The sequence below is a fragment of the Micromonospora globosa genome, assembly GCF_000717585.1.
Classification (GTDB): Bacteria; Actinomycetota; Actinomycetes; order Mycobacteriales; family Micromonosporaceae; genus Micromonospora; species Micromonospora aurantiaca.
On sequence record NZ_JNZR01000002.1, the window covers coordinates 81000 to 101907 of the forward strand.

14 protein-coding genes are annotated in these 20908 nt (G+C 73.1%); 10 read left to right on the forward strand and 4 right to left on the reverse strand.

The genetic code is table 11. The annotated features are described in order from the left end of the window. Window positions 1-71: 71 nt before the first annotated feature. Genes IF06_RS0102910 through IF06_RS0102920 form a run of 3 tightly spaced genes read left to right on the forward strand, consistent with a single transcriptional unit; the run spans window position 72 to window position 4791 of the window. A complete protein-coding gene (locus IF06_RS0102910) occupies window positions 72-1541 on the forward strand; it encodes a family 43 glycosylhydrolase (protein WP_030268756.1) in 1470 nt (489 codons plus the stop codon). A gap of 23 nt (window positions 1542-1564) precedes the next feature. Continuing rightward, window positions 1565-3076: a family 43 glycosylhydrolase gene (locus IF06_RS0102915; RefSeq protein WP_036310170.1), complete on the forward strand. Its 1512-nt coding sequence runs from the start codon at window positions 1565-1567 to the stop codon at window positions 3074-3076. Window positions 3077-3132: 56 nt separating this feature from the next. Continuing rightward, window positions 3133-4791, forward strand: coding sequence for an RICIN domain-containing protein (locus IF06_RS0102920; protein WP_030268760.1), 1659 nt, complete (start codon window positions 3133-3135; stop codon window positions 4789-4791). 44 nt (window positions 4792-4835) lie between these two features. Here IF06_RS0102920 and IF06_RS0102925 read toward each other — a convergent pair whose 3' ends face one another. Further along, window positions 4836-5501: a TetR/AcrR family transcriptional regulator gene (locus IF06_RS0102925; RefSeq protein WP_013285693.1), complete on the reverse strand. Its 666-nt coding sequence runs from the start codon at window positions 5499-5501 to the stop codon at window positions 4836-4838. 105 nt (window positions 5502-5606) lie between these two features. Here IF06_RS0102925 and IF06_RS0102930 point away from each other — a divergent pair, with 105 nt between their 5' ends. Next, window positions 5607-6551 carry an SDR family NAD(P)-dependent oxidoreductase gene (locus tag IF06_RS0102930; protein ID WP_030268762.1) on the forward strand — a complete coding sequence of 315 codons (945 nt, stop codon included), beginning with the start codon at window positions 5607-5609 and terminating at the stop codon, window positions 6549-6551. Window positions 6552-6612: 61 nt separating this feature from the next. Beyond that, complete coding sequence (locus tag IF06_RS0102935; RefSeq protein WP_232236605.1) at window positions 6613-8850, forward strand: hypothetical protein; 2238 nt, start codon at window positions 6613-6615, stop codon at window positions 8848-8850. Between the two features lie 42 nt (window positions 8851-8892). Here the strand turns inward: IF06_RS0102935 and IF06_RS0102940 are convergent, their stop codons facing one another. Both IF06_RS0102940 and IF06_RS0102945 read right to left on the reverse strand, forming a co-directional pair. Then, entirely contained in the window at window positions 8893-11232 is a 2340-nt protein-coding gene (locus tag IF06_RS0102940) for a lysylphosphatidylglycerol synthase domain-containing protein (RefSeq protein WP_013285696.1), read from the reverse strand. Between the two features lie 325 nt (window positions 11233-11557). Further along, on the reverse strand, window positions 11558-12139 hold the full coding sequence (locus IF06_RS0102945) for a TetR/AcrR family transcriptional regulator (RefSeq protein WP_013477236.1): 582 nt from the start codon (window positions 12137-12139) through the stop codon (window positions 11558-11560). Between the two features lie 51 nt (window positions 12140-12190). On the opposite strand from IF06_RS0102945, the gene IF06_RS0102950 reads away from it, so the two are divergent. From IF06_RS0102950 to IF06_RS0102970, 5 genes are all read left to right on the forward strand, one after another. Further along, on the forward strand, window positions 12191-13246 hold the full coding sequence (locus IF06_RS0102950; protein ID WP_232236606.1) for a hypothetical protein: 1056 nt from the start codon (window positions 12191-12193) through the stop codon (window positions 13244-13246). Between the two features lie 107 nt (window positions 13247-13353). Further along, window positions 13354-15309 carry an elongation factor G gene (locus tag IF06_RS0102955; protein ID WP_030268770.1) on the forward strand — a complete coding sequence of 652 codons (1956 nt, stop codon included), beginning with the start codon at window positions 13354-13356 and terminating at the stop codon, window positions 15307-15309. A 124-nt stretch (window positions 15310-15433) separates the two neighbouring features. Then, complete coding sequence (locus IF06_RS0102960; protein WP_030268772.1) at window positions 15434-16252, forward strand: endonuclease/exonuclease/phosphatase family protein; 819 nt, start codon at window positions 15434-15436, stop codon at window positions 16250-16252. 95 nt (window positions 16253-16347) lie between these two features. Continuing rightward, the gene (locus IF06_RS0102965) at window positions 16348-16881 is read left to right on the forward strand and encodes a SigE family RNA polymerase sigma factor (RefSeq protein WP_030268774.1); all 534 of its coding nucleotides are present in this window, start codon (window positions 16348-16350) and stop codon (window positions 16879-16881) included. Then, a complete protein-coding gene (locus tag IF06_RS0102970; protein ID WP_030268776.1) occupies window positions 16868-18061 on the forward strand; it encodes a hypothetical protein in 1194 nt (397 codons plus the stop codon). Before IF06_RS0102965 ends, IF06_RS0102970 begins: the two co-directional genes overlap by 14 nt. Before the next feature lie 62 nt (window positions 18062-18123). On the opposite strand, the gene IF06_RS0102975 is transcribed toward IF06_RS0102970, so the two are convergent. After that, the gene (locus IF06_RS0102975; protein WP_030268779.1) at window positions 18124-20877 is read right to left on the reverse strand and encodes a beta-L-arabinofuranosidase domain-containing protein; all 2754 of its coding nucleotides are present in this window, start codon (window positions 20875-20877) and stop codon (window positions 18124-18126) included. Window positions 20878-20908 lie beyond the last annotated feature (31 nt).

Genomic DNA, 20908 nt, shown 5'->3' on the forward strand with positions numbered 1-20908 from the left:
GCCGCCGCCATCATCCTTCGCCCCCGATCGTGCTTCCGGGAGCCGGAGGCGGCCGAGCGCAGGAGGTTTCGGTGACAGGGACCGCTCGGACGACGCGTACGGCCGCGGTCGTGGTCTCGGCGGCGGCCGTCCTCGCCGCGGGGGTGGTGGCAGGGATGCCGCCGGCGTCGGCGGCGACAGTCGACACGTCCGCGTCGTACGTCGTCGTGAACCGGCACAGCGGCAAGGCGATGGACCTGTACGACTGGTCGACCGCGGAGAACGCGCCGGTGAACCAGTGGACGCGCAACGACCTCGCGGTGCAGCAGTGGCAGTTCGTGGACGCCGGCGGCGGGTTCTACAAGGTGCGATCCCGGCACAGCGGAAAGGTGCTGGAGTTGCCGAATGGCGGCGACGGCACCCAGCTCGTGCAGAGCACCGACCGCTCGTCGGCCACCCAGCAGTTCCGGTTGCAGGACTCCGCGGGCGGGTTCGTGCGGTTCGTGAACCGGCAGTGGAACAAGGTCGTCGACGTGTGGCAGTGGTCGACGGCCGACGGTGGCCGGCTGGCCGGCTACGCCGATCTCGACGGCGCCAACCAGCAGTGGCAACTGATCCGGGTGGGCGGCGGCACGCCGACGACCCCGGCACCCACCAGCCCTGCGCCCACCACCCCGGCGCCGGCCTACCCGCAGCCTGGCCGGGTGACCGGGGACATCGGCGTCCACGACCCAACGGTGGTCAAGCGACCCGACGGCACCTACCTCGTCGCGCACACCGGTGACGGCATCGCGCTGAAGACCTCCGCCGACCGGATCGCCTTCCGCAACGCGGGCGCCGTCTTCCCCGGCGGCGCGCCGTGGACCACCACCTACACCGGGGGAGCGCGCAACCTGTGGGCGCCGGACCTGTCGTACCGCAACGGGCGCTACCACCTGTACTACTCGGCGTCGACGTTCGGTTCCAACCGCTCGGCGATCTTCCTGGCGACCAGCACCACCGGGAACTCCGGGAGCTGGACCCACGAGGGGCTCGTCGTCGAGTCGCGGACCACCGACGACTTCAACGCCATCGACCCGAACCTCACCGTCGACGACCAGGGCCGCTGGTGGCTCACCTTCGGCTCGTTCTGGTCCGGCATCAAGATGATCCCGATCGACCCGGCCACCGGACGCCGGCTCGGCACCGCCATGTACGCGCTCGCCAACTACGGCCCCGGCATCGAGGCGCCCGTCCTGGTCAAGCGCGGCGCCTGGTACTACCTGTACGTCTCGTTCGACAGATGCTGCCAGGGCGCCGCCAGCACGTACCGGATCATGGTCGGTCGCTCGGCGAGCCCCACCGGGCCGTTCGTCGACCGCGCGGGCCGGGACATGCTCGCCGGGGGCGGCACGCAGATCCTGGCCTCGCACGGCAGCGTGCACGGCCCCGGCCACCAGGCGGTCCTCGCCGACACCGACGGCGACGTCCTCTTCTACCACTACTACGCCGAGAACGGCGCGTCGCTGCTCGGCGTCAACCGCATCGGCTACGACGCCGCTGCCTGGCCCTACGCGTACTGAACCGGCCACCAGGGAGGGCGCGCATGTCGCCTCGTCACCTTCTCCACCCGGCCCGCCGCACGGCCGCCGACCCGGCCCGCACCGCCGACCCGGCCCGCCGTCGTCTGCGGCCGATCCTGGCCGCGGCGCTCGCGATGCTCACCGCGTCCGCCGGTCTCACCGCGCCCGGCCCCGCGCAGGCGGCGCCCGCGGTGAACTACGCCAACCCGCTGGTCGACCAACGCGCCGACCCGCACATCGTCAGGCACACCGACGGCTACTACTACATGACCGCGACGGTGCCGCAGTACGACCGGATCGTGCTCCGGCGGGCCACCACGCTGCAAGGGCTGACCACCGCCACGGAGACGACGATCTGGCGCCGGCACACGAGCGGCGAGATGGGCGCCCACATCTGGGCCCCGGAGATCCACTTCATAAACGGCAGGTGGTACGTCTACTTCGCCGCCGGGCGGACCGACGACGTGTGGCGGATCCGGATGTACGTGCTGGAGAACGCGAGCGCGAACCCGCTGACCGGCTCGTGGACCGAACGCGGCCGGATCACCACCCCGTGGGACACGTTCAGCCTGGACGCCTCGACGTTCGTGGTGAACGGGGTGCGGTATCTGACCTGGGCCCAGCAGGAACCGGGCATCGCCACCAACTCCAACGTCTACCTCGCCCGGACGGGCGCCGAACCGTGGCAGATCACCGGCCCGGTGGCCCGGCTGGTCGTGCCGGCGTACGACTGGGAGACCCGCGGTTACCGCGTCGCCGAAGGACCGGCTGTGATCCAGCGCAACGGCCGGGTCTTCCTCACGTACTCGGCCAGCGCCACCGACGCGAACTACTGCCTCGGCATGCTCACCGCGTCGGCCGGCGCGAACCTGCTCGACCCCGCCTCCTGGAGCAAGAGCCCGACCCCGGTGTTCGCGAGCAACGCCGCCACCGGCCAGTACGGCCCCGGCCACAACTCCTTCACCGTCTCCGAGGACGGGCAGAGCGACATCCTGGTCTACCACGACCGCAACTACCGGGACATCAGCGGTGATCCGCTCAACGACCCGAACCGGCGGACCCGGATCCAGAAGCTGTACTGGAACGCCGACGGCACGCCGAACCTCGGCATCCCCGTACCCGACGGCGCCACACCGGTCCGGTTGCGCTCGCACGATCTCCCGGCCGCCTACGTCCGGCACTACGACTACCGTGCCCGGGTCGAACCGAACGTCACCAACCTCGCCGACTCGCAGTTCCGCCTCGTCCCCGGTCTCGCCGGCGCCGGATCGGTGTCGCTGGAGTCGACGAACTTCCCCGGTTACTACCTGCGGCACCGGGCCTTCGCTCTCTACGTCGAACGCGACGACGGCTCGGCCCTGTTCGACGGCGACGCGAGCTTCCAGCGCCGACCGGGCCTGGCCACGACCGAGGGGCTCTCCCTGGAATCGCAGAACTACCCCGGCCGGTACGTCCGCCACCGGGACGGACTGCTCCAGCTCGAAACGGTGGGTACGGGCGCGGACCGGGCCGCGGCCACGTTCCACCTGGAGTAGGCGCCCCGACAACCGCTGCGCCGGACTCGGCGTACCCCTTTCTCGGAGGTCGAACGATGCTCAACCCCGCAGTGACGTCGCCGCCCGGCGCCCGCCGGGGCCGGCGCGCCGGCCTGGCGCTGACCCTGGTGGCGGCGCTGGCCGCCGCGATCGGCGTGGCAGTGGTGGCCGCGCCGTCGGCGCAGGCGGCCACCATCGACACCAGCGCCTGGTACGTGCTCGTCAACCGCAACAGCGGCAAGGTCCTCGACGTCCGGGACACCTCGACCAGCGACGGCGCGGCGATCCAGCAGTGGTCCCGCAACGACGGCGAGTGGCAGCAGTTCCAGTTCGTCTCCTCCGGCAGCGGCTACTACCGCCTCCGTGCCCGGCACAGCGGCAAGGTGGTCGACCTGTGGGAGTGGAACGTCGCGGACGGCGCGGAGTACCGGCAGTGGCCCGACCTCAACGCCGCCAACCAGCAGTTCCAGGTGCGCGACTCGGACGGCGGCTACATCCGGTTGATAAACAGGCACTCCGGTAAGGCACTGGAGGTCTGGGAGAGGTCGACCGCCGACGGCGCCCGGGTCAGCCAGTACGCCGATCTCAACGGCACCAACCAGCAGTGGCAGATGGTGCGGGTGGGAGCGGGCACACCGACCACACCGCCGCCGTCCACCGGGTGCGGCAGCGGCTCCTACCAGGCCGAGGCCGTGCTGAACGGCGGCACCTGGACGGCGCGCAACGGATCGTCGACCGTGTACTCGGGCGGGGACATGCTGTCGGCGATGCAGGCCGCGGTGAACTCCCTGCCGGCGGGCCGGACCGCGAAGCAGCGGGTGGTGGTGCGCGGCTCCGGGTCGATGAGCGCGGGGTCGCGGTTGTCGCTGCCGTCGTACACGACGCTCGCGGTCTGCGGCACGATCAACGTGACCGGCTCGGGGTCGGGTGACTATGCGCCCGTGTACTCGCGCGGGACCACCGACGTCGAGGTGCAGAACCTGACCCTCACCGGGGCGCCGCTGTACGGGATCTTCATGCGCAACGTGAACAACCTGACGCTCGGCCAGATCGACATGCGGCTGTCCGGCGGCCTGGGGGTGCGGATCGACAACCACGGCGGCGACCGGGCGGTCAAGGTGCGCAACGTGCGGATCGACACCGTGTACGTGTCGGGGACCGGCGCGCACGGCGTGGAGACGTACGGCGTGGACGGCCTGACGATCGGCACCGTCACCGCGCGCAACACCGGCTACTCCGGCCTGCTGCTCAACGACACGATCAACGCCACAGTCGGCACCGTCGACGCGCAGGGCGCCGGCACCGGAACCGGGTACGCGGCGTTCCGGATGGCCAACCGCAACGGCCGGGTCGGCAGCTCGTACCCGACGAACATCCGGGTCGGCACCGTGATCGCGTCCGGCGGTGGCCGGGGGGTCTTCTGCGTGTCGGAGTCCGGCGGCGCGGTCATCGACCGGGTGACGATCTCGAACACCGGGAACAACTCGATCCTCGTGGAGAACTGCTACAACGTCACCATCGCCGGGGTGTCCGGCACGGTGACGGGCGGTGGTGAGGTGCGGATCGCCTCGCGGACCGAGTTCCCGATCTCCTCCGGTATCCGCTTCCAGAACCTGACGGTCACCAACACGAACATCACCCAGAGCCCGTGCGGCGGGGCGAACAACACGATCAGCAACGTCACGCGGGTCAACTCGACGCTGACCTGGTGCTGACGGTCCGGCTGCCCCGCAGCGCCGGTGGCGCGCGGGGCAGCCGGTCAGGCCCGGGGCAGCACGCCCAGCAGGGTCGCGGTCAGGGCCATCGTCAGCGAGTCCGCCATCTCCAGGTGCAGGCGGGCCAGTTCGGGCTCGGCCCGGTAGGCCGCCGCGAGGCTCGGCGGCGGCGTGCTGTACGCCGACAGCGCTCCCGCCAGAACCATGGTCTGGAGGCTGAACAGCATCGCGTTCCCGCCCAGCTCCGGCAGGTATTTCCGCATCAGGTCGGTCATGGTCGCCAGGCGGTCCAGGGAGGCGCGCTTGTAGCGGGCCACGACCTCGACGGAGACGTTGTGCTCCAGGACGCTGCCCTGTGCCCCGAAGAGGTCGCACATCACCGATCGGCGGGCGAGCGAGCGGCTGACGATCCCGGCCACGGCGGTCGCCCGCTCGGCCATCGGCAGGTTCGCGTCGACGCCGTCGGCCAGCTCGTCGGCCAGCTCCGTCAGCCACTCCCGCAGGTAGCGGTCCAGCAGCTCCAGCAGCACCGCCTCGCGGGACTCGAAGTAGCGCAGCACGTTCGGCTTCGCCAGGCCGACCCGGCGGCTCAGCTCGTTCAGCGTGACGGCGGCGACAGGCATCTCGTCGAGCATCGCCGACGCCACGTCGAGGATCGCCCGCCGGCGGATCTCCCGCTGCTCCTCGGTCCGGGCCCGCTGGAAAGTCACGCCCGCCAGCCTAACTTGAGTACCTCCGGTACGTTTACAACGTACCGGAGGTACCTTAGCGTCTACGGCACAAGATACTTCCGGTACTTTATGTGGAGGCGTGGCATGGACGAGACGTGGACGACGGCGGACATCCCGGATCAGCGCGGGCGGGTGGCGGTGGTGACCGGGGCCAACACCGGCCTGGGGTACGAGACCGCGAAGGCACTGGCCGAGCGCGGCGCCTCGGTCGTGCTCGCCGTCCGCGACGTCGGGAAGGGCGAGCGGGCCGCAGCCGGCCTGACCGGCGACGTGAGCGTGCAGGCGCTTGACCTGACCTCGCTCGACTCCGTCCGCACCGCAGCGGCGGCGCTGCGGTCCCGGTTCGACCGGATCGACCTGCTGGTCAACAACGCCGGCGTGATGTACACCCCGAAGCGGACCACCCGCGACGGCTTCGAACTCCAGTTCGGCACCAACCACCTCGGCCACTTCGCGCTCACCGGGCTGCTGCTGGACCTGATGCTGCCGGTGCCCGGCTCACGCGTGGTGACGGTCAGCAGCACCGGCCACCGCATCCGGGCCGCGATCCACTTCGACGACCTGCACTTCGAGCGCTCGTACGGCCGGGCCGCCGCGTACGGGCAGTCCAAGCTGGCCAACCTGATGTTCACGTACGAGCTGCAACGCCGGCTCGCCCCGTACGGCACCACTGTCGCGGTGGCCGCGCACCCCGGCATGTCCAGCACCGAACTCGCCCGCAACACCCCGGCGGCCCTGCGGCTCCCGCTCACCTGGCTCGCGCCGCTGATCACCCAGACACCCGCGATGGGCGCGCTGCCCACGCTGCGGGCCGCCACCGACCCCGCCGTGCTCGGCGGCCAGTACTACGGCCCCGGCGGACGGTACGAGGTGAAGGGTCACCCCCGGCTGGTCACCTCCAGCCCGCAGTCGTACGAGGCGGCCGTCCAGCAGCGGCTCTGGGCCGTCTCCGAGGACCTCACCGGCGTGCGGTTTCCCGTCCGGTCCGGTCCGCACCCGGTTACCGCCGCCGCGGCCGGCATGAGGTGACAGCGGCCCTCTGTTCCGCGTTCGGCAGCGCGGGGCGGGCCGTCTTTGTGACGCTTCGATAGTGGAGATACCCGGCGGCGACAGAGGCGTCGAGCTGCGCATCCACGGGGTGTCCGGTGCGTCGGCGGAGACGATCGTCGACCATCCGATAGTGGTGCGTGTGGCCGGCGACGGGCACGCCGGGTTCTACCGGGTCCGGGAAGGGCTCGGCTCGGCCGGCGGCGCGACTGCCGGGGTGGTGGTGGAGGCGTACCGGTGGGGAACCCTGACCGCCGGGGTGGCGGTGCGGACGGCGTCGATGCTGGTGCTGCTGCCGTTCATGCTGAGCAACCTGGCGGTGTGGATGCGTTCCACGCCGGTGGACCGCTGCGGCCTGCTCGGCGGGCTGTGCCGCCTGCTGGCCGGATCGCTGACCGTGGCGTTCACGCTGGCGCTGGTCGGGGTCACCATGAACCTGACCGGCTGGCAGTGCGTCCCGTACGCCGAGTGCCGGGAGGGGAGACCGTACCTGTCGTGGCTGGTGGCGTTGCCGATCGGCCCGCGCCTGGCCGTGCTGGCACTGGTCCCGTTGCTGGCGCTGCGGGTGTTCTGGGCCGTCGGGAAGCGGTCGGCCGCCGCTTTCGAGGGCTTCGGCTCGGCCCCGCCGCGCGGGCGGTTCCTGGAGTCCACCGGGAGTCTCGCCGCCCCCGGGGTCTGGCACGACGAGCAGATGACCTCGTGGCTGCGCCAGATCCACGTGGGTCTCGGTGCCGGCACCGTCGGCGTCAGCCTCGTCGTCGCGGTGTCGCACGGCCGGTGGGGCGCCGTCGCCGTCGGGCTGCTCGGCCTCACCGCCGGGCTCGTGGTCCTCTGCGCCGTGCTGCTGACAGTGACGGTCCCCGCCGGGCGGGCCGGGCCGTTGCGCCGCGTGGTCTGGATCCTGGTCGCGGTCGCCACCGTGTCGAGCCTGGGGTACGCCGTGTCCCGGCGGGAGGTGCCCGTGCCGGCCGGGCAGATGCCCGGCTACGAGGGCGCCGTCGCCGGTCTGGTCGCGGCGCAGGGCCTGATGCTGGTCCTGATCGCCGCGGTGACGCTCGTGCGCCGGCGCGCCCGGCCGGCCGGTTCCCGCGCCCTGCTCCGGGGGCTCGGCACACCGCTGGTCGCCGCCATGTCGGTCACCGTCGCCTCGGCCTACACGGCCACGCTCGTGTTCCGGACGGCGGACCAGCTCGACCGGGGCCGTATCCCCGACCCGATCCGGAACAACCCACCCGCCCTGGGCCCGCTGGAACCACCCGTCGGGTACTGGTGGGCGGCGCTGGCCGGGCTCGCCGCTCTGCTGGTCGTCAGCGCGGCGATCGCCGTCACCCTGCCGGTGGCCCGGCGCCGGCGGCGGGCGTACGCGCGGCACGTGGTCGAGCACGACTATCCCGACGCGCCCGCCGAGGCGACACCACGACTCGACGCGGTCCGCTCGACGATCGCCCGGTCCTTCGTGACCGACGAACTGGGGCCGACGTTCGTGGCGTTCTTCGTGATCTCGTCGGTCGGGCTCGCCACCGTCGCGCTCGACCTGATCGGGATCGGCCCGACCCAGCTCGTTGCCCGCCTCGGCCGCCGGCACGACACGCTCGCCGTGCTGACCGCGTACGTGACGGACGTCGGCATCTGGGCCATCAGTCTGCTCGTCATCGGGCTGCTGATCCTGGGCTACCGGGCGTACCGGTCGCCGGAGACCCGCCGGCTCGTCGGCGTCCTGTGGGACCTGGGCACGTTCTGGCCGCGTACGGTGCACCCGTTCGCGCCGCCGTGCTACGCCGCCCGCGCCGTACCGGAGCTGGCCCGGCGGGTCTCCGCGCTCGCCGCGCAGGGCCCGGTGGTGATCTCCGGACACAGCCACGGCTCCGTCCTGGCCGCCGCCACCGTCCTGCAACTGCCGCCGGAGGCCCTGCCCCACGTCGCGTTGCTGACCCACGGCAGTCCACTGCACCGCATCTACGCCCGCCTCTACCCCGCCTATCTCGGTGAGGAGGCGCTGCGCGACGTCGGCGACCGGATCGGCTGGCGCTGGCGCAACCTGTGGCGCGACACCGATCCGATCGGCGGCCCGATCTTCGCCGACCCGGCTCTGCGGGCCCACCTGCCCCCGGCCGCCGAGGCGGTCGACGTCCGGCTGCGGGATCCGCGCAGCGTCGTCGTGGAGGCGCCGGACACCGTGCCGCCGCCCGTCGAACGCCACTGGCACTACCACACCGAGCCGGAGTACCGGGAGGCCGTACGGGAACTCGTCGACGACATCCGGGCCGGTGCCCCCGGCTGAGGCCGCCCCGCGTACCGCCGCCGGCCGCCGCGACTGTGGCGCTCACAGCAGCCGGCGGCGGGTCAGGAGCCGGAAGGCCAGATACCCCGGCGGTACCGGGAGCCAGAACGTCGCGAGACGGTAGATCAGGGTGCCCGCGACGGCGGCGTCCAGTGGCACTCCGTAGAGCAGCAGCCCGGAGACGAGCGCGGCCTCGGTGGCGCCGAGCCCGCCGGGGGTGGGCGCGGCGGACGAGACTCCCTCGCCGACGAGGCAGACCAGGATCACCGGGGGCAGGTGCGCGAGGGGGAGCGGGCCGGTGGCGAGGAGCGCGAGGTAGAGACAGAGGCCGTAGGTGAGCGTGAGCGCCGTGGACGCGACGACGAGCCACCACAGGCCGTGCTGACGGGTCAGGGCGCGCAGGGCGGTGACGACCTGGCCGGCCGCGTCGCGTCCGCGCCGCCGGAGCCGTGGCGCGGCGAGGACGGCCGCCAGGACGAGCAGCACAGCCAGGGCGCCCAGCAGCAGCGGTATCGCCCTGGTCGCGTCATGGGTGAGGATGCGGGCGGGCCGGCGGGCGAACGGCAGCAGCACCGGCAGGAGCAGCACGACCGACACCGCACCGGCGGCGCGGGAGACACCGACGGCAGTGGCCGCGTCGGCGGTGGTGAGTTCCCTCTGGTGCAGGTACCGCAGGCTGAGCGCGGCGCCGCCGAGGCTGCCGGGAGCCAGCCGGTTGGCGAACGACGCGGCCACCTGCACCAGGGTGGCCTCGCCCAGCGGGATCCGCTTGGCCGCGGCGAGCCGGAGCACGACGCCGCCGAGCAGGTAGGTCAGGGCTGAGCCGAGCAGCGCCGCGGCGACCGCGAGCGGATCGGCGTGCAGGATCAGACGCGCCGCGGTGCGTATCTCGCCGAGCTGCGGAAGCAGCAGGTGCACGATCAGCCCCAGGATCAGCAGCTCCAGGACGGTGCGGCGGTTGAACCGGACCACCTTCGCCGCCGGGCGGTCGCGGTCGGGGCAGCGCCGCACGATCTCCTGACGGAGGCTGTCGAGCATGCCGGGACGGCCGCGCAGGGCGCTGCGGCCGGCGCGGGACAGCACCGCGGGTTGCAGGAACGGCACACTGTCCGCGACCGCCGCGGCGCCCAGACGGTCGACCGCGGCGGCGACCACAGCGGCGGGGTCCACCCGCGTGGACAGCGCGACCATCAGCTCGACGACGTCACGGGCCCGCTGGTCGGCCGGGGCGTCGTCGGCGGCGAAGCCCAGGTCCACCAGGTAGACGTGGTCCCGGCCGACGAGCACGTTCGCGGCGCGCAGGTCGCGGTGTGCGATGCCGGCCCGGTGCAGGCGACCCACCTGGTCCCACGCGTCGCGCACGGCGGCGGGCGGGACCGGTCCGACGACGGCGTGCAGCGGGGCGGCGTCGATGAACTCCTGCACCAGGACGGCGTCCCCGCCGGACATCGCGGCGGTCGTGACGACCGCCGGGATCCGCACGCCCCCGCGCTCGGCCAGCAGGGTCATGCAGGTTTCGTGTTCGCTCTGCTGGCGGGCGCTGAGATACGGGGGCGCGTCGGCCACGTGCCGGTACCGCGCCCGGCGGTAGAGCTTGTAGGCCCAGTCCGCGTCGCGCTGCTCGCCGCCGGTCACCTTGACGAACAACTGCCGCCCGCCGGTGGTGACCGCCCGCCACGGCTGCGAACCCCGGGCGTCACCGTGGATCGGCGTCAGCCCTGCCACGTCGATCCCGCGCCGCCGCAGCGCCGCCCGCAGGGCGGGCACCGACCGCTGCGGCCCGACCTCGCCGACCACGAGCCGCGTCACGCAGACCGCGAGCCAGCCGACGAGGAACCCGCCGAGCACGTCGACCGGCAGGTGCGCCCCGACGTGGATCCGGGCCCCGGCCACCAGGGCGATCGCCACCCAGGCCGCCCGGCGCCACCGGGTGCCCCCGGCCCGCGCCGCGACGAGCGCCAGGGCGGTGGCGACCGCGACGTGTCCCGAGGGGTATCCGTACCGCCCGGTGATCGTCTCCCGCAGGACCACATCGGTGAGCAACGCCGCCGGCCGCTGCCGGGCGACCGCGGCCTTGGCGGCGACCGCGAGCCAGTACGCCAGGTTCCCGGCCAGCAGCAGGCTCCACGCCGTGCCGATCCGGCGGGCCAGGACGGCCGCGGTGGCGGCGACGAACACCGCCGGGTAGGAGCCGAGCTGCATGACCAGGACCAGGACCGGAGTCAGCCCGGCGGGAAGGTGGTTGAGGAGGGCGAACAGGTCCCGTTCCCAGGGCGGCACCCGGCGGCTCCGGACGGCCGCGCTCAGCGCTGCCAGCAGACCGGTCGAGGTGGCCAGGCTGACCAGCAGGGCGGGCGACGGGCGATGCGTACGCGCTGCCACCGGTCCTCGGCCGCCCCTCAGTCGGCGCAGATGCCTGCTGTCGATCCGAACCCTACGGATCGCCGACCCGGCGGATGCTCCGGTTCGCCACCGGTCAACCCGTTGGGGGCGACGATCAGCTGGTGGTGGACACGGCGGTGGAGACGCTCGTCGGGCTGCCGCCGGTCCTCGTCCTGACGCTGGTGATCGTCCTGGTGGCCCACGGTGGTGTGCTGCCGCTGTGGGCGGTGGCGGCCGCCGGTACGGCCCGGGTGTGCTCGCCCGCGCTCCACGGGTGCTGCGCCGGCGCCTCGACATCGCGCGGGCCCGCCGATGAACTGTGGCGTCAGCCGCGACCACGTACCAGGGGCAGGAACACCTCGTCCACGATCTCGACCAGCACCTCGTCGGGGACGGACGGGACGCCGCGCATCGCGTACTCGGCGCGCAGCAGCATCATCGGTACCGTCGCCACCCGGTGACGGACGGCCGCCGCAGGCGCCTCGCCCCGGGCCGCGGCCCGTTCCAGCATCCCGGTCCACGCACGGTCCATGGTGTCGGCGCCGGATCGTTCGCGCATGAGCGTGAGCAGCTCCGGATCGTCGGCCGCGGCGGCGAGCAGGCCGCGCAGGACGGCCCCGTGCGGCGACGACCACGTCTCGTTTGCGAGCCGGAGCATCTCGAGCGCGTCGCCTCGCAGCGTGCCCGTGTCCGGATTCGGCATGGCCGCGTCGGACAGGTGGCGGTACGCCGCGACGCCGAGCGCCGCCCGGTGCGGCCACCGGCGGTAGATGGCGTTCTTGTTGGTTCCGGCGCGGGCGGCCACCCGGTCCATCGTCATCCCCGCGTATCCGGACTCGCGTAGTTCCTCCGCCGCGGCCCGCAGGATCGCCTGTTCCAGTTCCTCGCCCCGTCGCCTCCTGCTCATGCCTTGCAGGGTACGCGCCGTACCTTATAGGGTACGCGTCGTACCCTAAGAGTGGAGTTCTCGATGCGCGTCTTCGGCATGAACTACGACACCGGCTTCGTCAGCGCCGGATCCACCACCCACGAGCCGTTCGACCCCGACGTCGTGCGCAGCGACCTGCGTGTCATCCGCGACGAGCTGCGCTGCGACGCGGTCCGCGTCACCGGCGGCGTGCAGGACCGGCTGGAGCTGACCGCGCGGCTGGCGGCCGAGGCGGGGTTGGAGGTGTGGTACTGCCCGTTCACCAACGGCCTGGACCGCGACGGCCTCATGGCGTTCCTGCTCGACGGCGCCGAGCGGGCCGAGCGGCTGCGGCGTGTCGGCGCCCCGGTCGTCTACCTCACCGGTTCCGAGATCTCCCTGTTCACCGACGGTTTCCTGCCCGGCCGTGACCTGACCGAGCGCATGGCGGTGTTCACCGACCCGATGCGGATGCGGGAGGCGGTCCCCGCCGCGCGGGCGGCGGTGCGCGACTTCCTCGCGGAAGCGGTGCCCGCGGTGCGGGAGCGCTTCGGCGGCCCCGTCGGGTACGCGTCGATCCCGCTCGAGGACGTCGACTGGACGGCCTTCGACATCATCGCCAGCGACGCCGGCTACCGTGACGCGACCAACTCCGCGGTGTTCCCGCAGTCCCTGGCGGCGGCCGTGGGGCAGGGCAAGCCGTACGCGGCGACCGAGTTCGGCTGCTGCACGTTCCGCGGCGCGGCCGACGTCGCGGGCGCGACGGAGCCCGTGGCCTACGACGAGCACGGCCGTGCGGCGAAGCTCACCGCGGAGCTGGAGCGCGACGAGGAGGGCCAGGCACGCTACCTCGTCGACCTGCTGCGCGACTACGAGGCCGGCGGGGCGGAGGCGGCGTTCGTGTACACGTTCGCGAACCGGCACCTGCCGACCACCGGCGACCCCGAGCACGACTACGACCTGGCGTCACGGGGGATCGTGCGCGTGCTGCCGGACGGCTCGTGGACGCCCAAGGCCGCCTTTCACGCCCTGGCCGAATACGGCCGCGTCCGTGCGCTGAGCCGGACCGAATTCGGTGGTGGTGGTCGCGGCGGACGGGCAAAGTAGGACTGCGCACCGGCGGCGAGCGCCGCCACCACGACTGTCACCAGGAGAGACAATGCGAGCAGCTTCCACGCTTCGGACCCTTGCCCGTCCTACCGTGGAGCTCCGCCTTGGCCCTGTTGAACCTCGGAATCGTCGCGCATGTTGACGCCGGAAAGACCAGCCTGACCGAACGCCTGCTCTACGAGGCGGGCGCGGTGGCCGAGCCGGGCAGCGTCGACGCCGGCACGACCCGGACCGACTCGATGGAGCTGGAACGCCGCCGCGGCATCACCATCCGGGCGGCCGTCACCTCGATCACCATCGGTGACCTCAGCATCAACCTGCTGGACACCCCCGGCCACCCCGACTTCATCGCGGAGGTCGAGCGGTCGCTGGCCGTCCTCGACGCCGCAGTGCTCGTGGTGTCGAGCGTGGAGGGCGTCCAGCCGCAGACCGTCGCCATCTGGCGGGCGCTGCGCCGCATCGGCGTACCGACTGTGTTCTTCTTCAACAAGGTGGACCGTGGCGGCGCCGACGTGGACCGGGTGACGGCCCAGGTGCGGCAGCGGCTCGGGGCGCGGCCGGTCCTGCTCACCACTGTCACCGGCCAGGGCCGCCGCGAGGCCCTGGTGCATGCCGTGGACCTCGACGCCGAACCCGTGGTGGCGGAGGTGGCCGAGGTCGACGACGCGGTGGCGGCACGCTGGCTGACCGACCGGCCGGTACGTGTCCGCGACGTCCGCCGGGCGCTCCGCCGCGCGGTACGAGGCGCCGAGCTGGTCCCGGCGGTGTGCGGCTCGGCCATCACCGGCGCCGGGGTACGCCGGCTGTGCGACGTCCTGGCCGACCTGCTCCCGTACGGCGAGGCGCGGGACGGTCCGCCGGCGGGCACCGTCTTCGCCGTCGACCGGGACGGGCACGGCCGGCGCGTCTGGCTGCGGTTGTGGTCCGGGCGTCTGCGGGTGCGGGACCGGGTGCAGCTCGCCGGCGGTCGTCCGGAGCCGGTCACCGAGATCGCCGTCATCGAGCCCGCCGGCGTGCTGGTGCGCCGGTCGGTCTCCGCCGGGCAGATCGCGGCGGTACGCGGGGTGTCGGCCCGGATCGGCCAGCACATCGGCGACCCGCCACGGCGGCACGGCTACCGGTTCCCGCCACCGACCCGGCAGGCGGTCGTCGAGCCGGTCGACCCGGCGCAGCGCCTGGCGATGTTCGCCGGCCTGGCCGAGCTGGCCGACGAGGACCCGCTCGTGGACCTGCGCCTCGACGAGCAGCAGGCGGAAGCGGTGATCCGCCTGCACGGCGAGGTCCAGAAGGAGGTCCTCGCCGCCCTGATGGAGGACCGGTACGGCGTCCGGGTGCGGTTCTCCGGCACGCTCACCGCCTGCATCGAACGGGTCGCCGGCACCGGCGCCGCCGAGGAGCGGTTGCGCGAGCGCGGCAACCCGTACCTGGCCGGGCTGGGGTTGCGCATCGACGCCGCACCGGCCGGGCACGGCATCGAGTTCCGTCCCGGGATCGAGCCGGGCCGGCTGCCGCCGGCCTTCGTCGCCGCCACCGAGGAGGGCGTGCGGGCCGCGCTGCGGCAGGGCCGGCACGGCTGGCCGGTCACCGACTGTACTGTCACCATGACGGCGTCCCGGTACTGGCCCCGGCAGAGCCGGCCGCACCAGAAGTTCGACAAGTCGATCTCGACGGTGGCGGCGGACTTCCGCAACCTCGCCCCGGTCGTGGTCGCCGCCGCGCTGCGGCAGGCCGGTACGCGGGTGTGCCAGCCGATCGAGCGGTTCGACGTCAACCTGCCCCGGCACGCGGTCGAGACGGTGCTGGCGCTGCTCGGCCGGCTCGGCGCGGTCGTCCACGACACCGCAGTCGCTGGCGGCTACCTGGAGGTGAGCGGCACCCTGCCGTCCGCCCGGGTGCCGCGGGTCGTCGCCGCCCTGCCCGACCTCACCGGCGGCGAGGCGGTGCTGACCACCACCTTCGACCACTACGCGCCGGTCACCGGCGAGGAACCCCCGACACTGCCCCGGCGCGGACCGGACCCGGACGACCGGGAGGCGTGGTTCCGGGACGTACCGAGGTAGGCCGCGCCGGGCGGCGACGGGAGCGTTGCGGCGATAGGATCACCGGCGCCCGCCGCCGCCCGTACCCGTTGGAGCCCCGCTGTCAGCGCAGCCGGTCACCCACCTCGCCCGGCGTGTCCGCCGGGTGCTGACCGCGGTGTGCCTTCTCGTCGTTGCCGGGTTGCCCGCAGGGTCGTCGGGCGCCGGCGCCGCCGGCGCGGGGACGCTGCGGGTGCTCCAGATGAACCTCTGCAACAGCGGCCGGGCCGGCTGCTACACCGGCCGGGCCGTCCCGCAGGCCGCCGACGTCATCGCCGCGGAACTGCCCGACGTGGTCACGCTCAACGAGATCTGCCGCGACGACGTGGTGACGCTGGGGCGGGCGCTGCGGGCCGCCCGTGCCGGGGGCACAGTGGTGTCCGCGTTCCAGGCCGCCGGTGACCGCCCCTCCGGCGGTCCCACCCGGTGCAACAACGGCGAGCCGTACGGGATCGGGCTGCTGACCCGCCTCGACGACCGCGACGACCGGCCGTCGGTGCACCGGGGGACCTATCCGGCGCAGGACCTCGCCGACCCCGAGGAGCGGGTCTGGCTCTGCGTCCGGGCCGGCGGGCTGCACGCGTGCACCACGCACCTGGCGAACACCAGCGGCCAGGTGGCGCTGGCCCAGTGCGGGCAGTTGCTCGGCACCGTCGTGCCGGGCGTCCGGGGCGACGCCGTCGGCGCGGCGACCGTCCTCGGGGGTGACCTCAACCTGCGGGCCGGAGGCATGCCGGACGTGCGGTCGTGCGTGCCGGTGGGCTACCGGCGGATCGACGACGGCGGCCGCCAGCAGATCCTGGCGTCGAGCGGCGTGACGATCTGCTGCCGCCGGTCGGTGGACATGCGCGGGGCGACCGACCATCCGGCGCTGCTGGCGACCATGATCCGCTCGTGGCCGGTGCCGCCACCGGGACGGTACTGACGAGGTCTCCGGACACGTGGCGGAATTGGTCCGCCGTCCGTGCAACTTCCCGGGCGGGCGTAGCCGTTCTACCTCCGTCACGAGGAGGCAGTCGATTGAAAGCCGAAGACGAGCAAGCGTTCCGCGAGTTCGTGACGTCACAGATGGCGTCCCTGCGCAAGCTGGCGTACATGACCTGCGGCGACTGGCACGCCGCGGAGGACGCCGTGGCAAACGCGCTGGTCAAGCTCTATCCACGCTGGCGGAAGCTGGAGCGGCCCGATCTCTACGTCAAGACCATGGTCTACCGGGCCGCGATCGACGAGACCCGCCGGCCCTGGCGGCGCGAGCGGTCGGCCGGCGACGCCATGCCGGACGCCGCGGTGCGGGACACGGCGGCGGTGACTGACGAGCGGATGCGCCTGCGGGCGGCGCTCGAAGCCGTCCCGGCGGGACAGCGGGCCGCCGTGGTGCTGCGGCACTACCTGGACCTGAGCCTGGAGGACACGGCCGCCGTGCTCGACTGCACGGTCGGCACGGCCAAGAGCCAGGTCTCCCGTGGGCTGGCGAAGCTGCGCGAGTCCCTCGGCGGCGAACACCTCAATCTCACCGGCAGGCCGATGGAGGAGTGGACGAATGCAGTTGCGTGAACTGGTGGACGCCGTGACCGGCGACGAGCCGCCGATGGGCCGTACCGTCGACGACATCGTCGCGGCCGGGCGGCGCGCCGAGCGGCGCCGCCGGAACCGGTTCGCGACAGCCGGCGCGGCGGGCCTCGTCGCGGTGGCGGTCGCCGCCGCGATCACGGTGCCGACCCTGGACGCGAGGCGCACCGCCTCGGCGCTGTCCGAGGCGCCGCGTCCGGGCGTCAGCCCCTGGCCGGACGCCTCGCCGTTCACCTTCACCTTCACCGGGTACGACGCCGGCACGCTGCACGTGCAGGACCCGATCGTCGTGTCGACCGCGTACCAGATCGCCCCCGTCTACTCCGACCGGCACACCTCGAACGACAAGCCCGTCAGCCAGGACGAGGCCGAGGCGTTCGAGCAGGAGAGGACGGCCGCCGGGGCGAAGCCGACTCTGTGGGCGTACCTGACCGTCTACCGGCCCGGCGCCTTCGATCCGGCCGCGGTCAAGGACGGTCGGAGCGTCAGGGTGGCCGGGCGCAGGGCGGTGCAGGCGACGCTGCCGTTCGGCCTCGACCCGCGCAACCCGGTGGATCCGGGCAACAAGTTGTTCGCCTGGGAGTACGCCCACAACGCCTGGGCGGCCGTCACATCGATCTCCGGCGACGCGGCGACGCCGAGCTTCGCGGACCTGAGCGGCCTGGTCGCGGGCCTGAAGCCGGCCGGGCCGACGCCGGCGCCGCTGCCGTTCACGGTGGGCTACCTGCCGCGGGGTTACGTGCCGCTCCAGGTGGGCACGCACGCCATGCCCGGCCTGAGCGGCATCGCCACCGCCCGCGCCGGTGACTACGGCGGCGCGACGTACACCAGGCCGCCCCTGCGCACCTCGGGCCTGACCGCGCCGTTCGACTCGGTCGAGGGCGGGATCAGGGACGGGTTCCACATCTTCGTCACGCCGAGCACCAGCTCCAACCAGTCACCGGAGCCCGGTGCGACGAAGTGCTACCCGGGGGCGGCCCGCGGAGGCGGGTTCTGCAACATCTGGAGCGCCGACGGCACTGTCGTCGTCCAGGTCAGCTCCGAGGGCGTCGGCGGCCGGCTGCCCCAGGCCGAGCTGCTGCGGATCGCCGAGGGGATCACCGTCGCCGACGACGTGCGGGACGAGTCGACCTGGACTCCCGCCCCGGACGCCCTGACGCCCTGACGCCCTGACCGATCCCGGTGGCGGTGGGAGCGGCCGGACCGCTCCCACCGTCACCGCCTGATCTACAGGAACCGCCAGCGCTGGTGCGCGGCCCCGGTGTCGTCGGCGAGGACCGCCTGCGCGCCCTGGGCGCCGGAGCCGCCGCTGAGCCCGAGCACCCGGCCGCCGTTCGCGCACTGGATGCGGAACCAGCCGCCTCCGCCGTGCCGCAGCCGCCACCTGTGGTCGGCGGTGCCGTTGTCGGCCCACTGGACGATCCGGGCGCCGGCCGCTGTCGAGCCGCCCTCGACGCCCAGCACCTTGCCGCTGTTGCCGTTGCGCAGCCGCAGGTAGCCGCCGGTGTCCACGAGCGCGGTCCAGAGGTGGTCGGCGGTGCCGGTGTCGCCCCACTGCACGACCAGCCCGCCGTCCGCTGCGGACATGTTCTGCACGCCGAGCACCAGCCCGCTGCCGAGGTTCTGGATCCGCCGCGCCCCGTTGGGCAGGAACCGCCACTGGTTGTCCAGGCTGCCGTTGTCCGGATCCTGCACGGCGAACGCGCCCTGGGCGGTCGAGCCGCCGGAGATGCCGAGCAGCTTGCCGGTGTGCACGTTGCGCAGCTTGTGGCTGCCGTCGCCCACGTCGACGACGGTCCAGAGGTGGTCGGCGGTGCCGTTGTCCGCCCACTGGAGGATCCGGGCGTTGTCAGCCGTGGACATGTTCTCCACGCCCAGCACCTTGCCGCTGTTGACGTTGCGCAGCCGCAGCGCCGACCCGTCGACCACCAGCTGCCAGTCGTGGTCGGCGGTGCCGGTGTCGCCCCACTGGAGCGCGAGCCCGCCGTCGGCTGTGGACATGTTCTGGATGCCGAGCACCAGGCCGCTCGCCGCGTTGGCGAGCCGGAAGCTCGCCTCCCCGCCGCCGGCGCCCGCGCCGACCCGCCAGTAGACCGTGTAGTTGTGCCCGTGGGCGTCGTAGAACGGGCCGAGGTTGACGGTGGCGCCGTCGGCCCGGGCGGTGAACGCGAGGCTGCCGGCGCCGGTACGGGTGACCGAGGCGGGGTCCAGCGTCGGCAGACCGCTCAACGTGGCGTTGCCGTAGTTACCGGAGAGCACCACCGGCCCGTACGTGACGGCCTGCACCGCGGCGTCGTCGTTGGCCGCCACAGTGGTGACCCGCATCGGCAGCCGGACCGTGACCGTGTCGCCGGAGGTCCAGGCGCGGGTCAGGACGGCGTAGCTGCCCGGCGTGGCGGCGATGCCCGCCGCGACGCCGTTGACGCTGACGCTCGCCCCGCTGGTCCACGCCGGGATCCGGATCCGCATCGTCCACGACCCGGCCACCGAGCCGGTGACGGTGAGCGTCGTGGTGTCGCCGACCGGGTACGAGGTGGCCTGGGTGACGGTGATGCCGCGCTGGCTCCAGGTGAGCGCCGAGGGGACGAACAGGTTGACGGTCAGCGTGGTGCCGTTGTGGAAGTAGATCGCGTCCGCCAGCGTCGTGTTGGTCTCCAGCCCGGTGCCCTGGCAGCACCAGAACGAGTTGTAGTCGGTGCTCCACGTGCCGCCGCCCCACGCCGGGCCGACACCGCGGCGCCCGCCCGGGTTGAGCGGGGTGAAGTACGTGACGTGGCCGTGCGCGTCGGCCGGGTTCTGCTGGCCGATCATGTGGTTGAGCAACGCGCGCTCGTAGAAGTCGGCGTACGCGACCCGGTCCGGGTCGAGCTGCCAGAGTTCCCGGGTCAGCTTGAGCATGTTGTACGTGTTGCAGGCCTCGCACGTGTCGTTGCGCAGGTAGCCGGCGATCGCGTTGGGTGCCCGGAAGTGCTCGGCCTGACTGTTGCCGCCGATGGCGTACGTGTGCGCTCCGACCGTGATGGCCCACGCGTTCGCGGCGATGTCCCGGTAGCGGGTGACGCCGGTGGCCTTGTACTCCCGGGCCGCGCCGATCCACTTGGGCACCTGCGTGTTGGCGTGCAGCCCGTTGAGCTGGTCGGAGTTGGCGGCGAGCGGGTTGAACACGGCGGCGTGGTCGAACCGCTGCGCGACAGTCAGCCACCGCCCGTCACCGGTCTGCTGGTAGAGGTCGGTCAGCACCGCGTTCATGCCGCCGAACTCGGTGCCGAGCATGGCCTGCATCTGGGCCGAGGTGAGCCGGCCGGTGCGCTGGTCGACCCACCCGGCCAGCGCCAGCAGCACGTCCCGGGCCTGGGTGCTGCCGATCAGCCGCCACACGTCCAGCAGCCCGGCGAGCGTCTTGTGGATGCAGTAGTAGGGCACGTTGCCGTTGCTGAGCGTCCGCGCCTCCAGCGCGGTGAAGTCGGACTCCGGGAAGCCGGACAGGTACCCGGCGCTGAACCTGGCCGCGCCGTTGTTGGCCTGGCAGCGGGCCAGTTCGGCGACCATGGTGAGCGCCTTGTCCCGGCAGGTGGTGTCGCCGAGCACCGCCCACGCCTGTGCCCAGGCGGTCAGGAAGTGCCCCTGCATGTGGGTGCGGAACGGGAAGTTGGGCGCGTCCCAGCCGCCGTTGGCGGCGGCGCCGCCGGTGGACAGGCGGTGGTTGGCCCGGAAGTTGTAGAGCAGCCGGTTCACGTCGACGAAGCGCAGGTAGGCGACCGTACGGTTCTGGTTGTCCTGCCAGCGGCCGGCGGTCAGCCGTACCTGGCCGGGGTCGAACGCGTACGCGGACACGCCGATGTCGGGGCGGGCCGGTGGCAGCGCGGCGTGTGCCGTACCGCCTGCGGAGACGGACCCGGCGGCGGCGCCGGCGGTGGCCGCGACGGCCGTCGCGGCGGTCGTGCGCAGGAGGAATCGGCGGTTCACCAGGGGAGCGGGCATGGCGGCCTCCGTGGCGGGGGACGGTGGTGGT